The following is a 1,192-nucleotide window of genomic DNA, read 5'->3' on the forward strand; positions in this document are numbered from 1 at the left end:
GTGCTTACATAGGAACCCGCCCATTTATTCGCACACTCCAGATCACTTACATAGTTAAGGAACTGGTCCGGCATCACAACTTCGTCGGTCGTTACGAACTCACATTTCGAGTACGCAAGCATGACCGCTTCATCATCAAAACAACTAACAAGCGCCTCCAGGAAACGCTCATCACAGTAATCATCGCTTTCAGCGACCCATACCAGATCACCTTTGGCCGCCTTGATCCCCTTAGCCCACTGATGAAAAACGCCACCCGAATTCGTCTCATTGAACAACAAGCGCGTTATATCAGGGTACTTTTCCGCATAACCAGTTAACACCGAACGGCTATCATCAGTCGAACAGTCATCCATCAGGATAACTTCTATATTCTTGTAAGTCTGCCCATAAATACTATCCAGCCGACGAGCAAGGTAGCTCTCATGATTATAGTTTGGAACAATTACCGAAACTTTTGGCATAACGATACTGGAATCAATATCCAGCAAAGCGCGTGTTGTTTCGTTCAACCGACCAAAACCGGTGATACTGTCTGGCTCAAGGAAAAGTCCTTCCTGCCAATTGTTCCAGGCATTCACGAACAGTAGACGGCGATCCTCGGGGAGCGCCTTTCTCGCGCCCCTGATCGCCGCGTCAAGCCAACGTCCATAGTCACGAATGTGAAAGCGCGAATACACAAGAGGAGAATATTGCTTAAGCGCAGTTTCATCACGCCCCAATGAAATAGCGTGGAAAACCGGAGTAGTACGAAGATGTGTTTTCTGCGCTCGTACGATCCCTTGCGAAGCAACAAGGTTATACGGAACGGTATCTATTCCATTCTTGTTTTGCGGTGTAAATACGCCAGTTTCGCCCGGTACAGGATCTGCAGAAAGATCAAGCACGGCGTCACACAAACCATCCAGGTCCTGCGCCAACTCTTCCGAACCCGCAAAACCAAACTGAGCAATCAGGTACACGCCGTCACACAGTTCATTCAATCGCTCACGTAGCTTGCGAATTGAATCAACGATGTCTTCGTCGTACTCATTGAGCTTAACCACGATGACGGGACGCTCATCAACCCGCACACATCGCTTATCAGCTAGAACTGCAACAACAGGCGTAATCAAGTTGTTCGCCAGGCCTTCCAGATGCAAATCTATTTGAACGCAGAAATTAAAGTCGATTTCTGTGTGGGCAAGAAAAA

The 1,192-nt window shown here is 47.8% G+C and carries 1 protein-coding gene; it reads right to left on the reverse strand.

All coding sequences use genetic code 11. The features are described from left to right. On the reverse strand, nt 1-1,192 hold a 1,192-nt coding region (locus AC1DLB_RS30455; protein WP_477786337.1), incomplete at both ends, for a glycosyltransferase.

The sequence above is a fragment of the Pseudomonas sp. 05N434 genome (assembly GCF_056396965.1).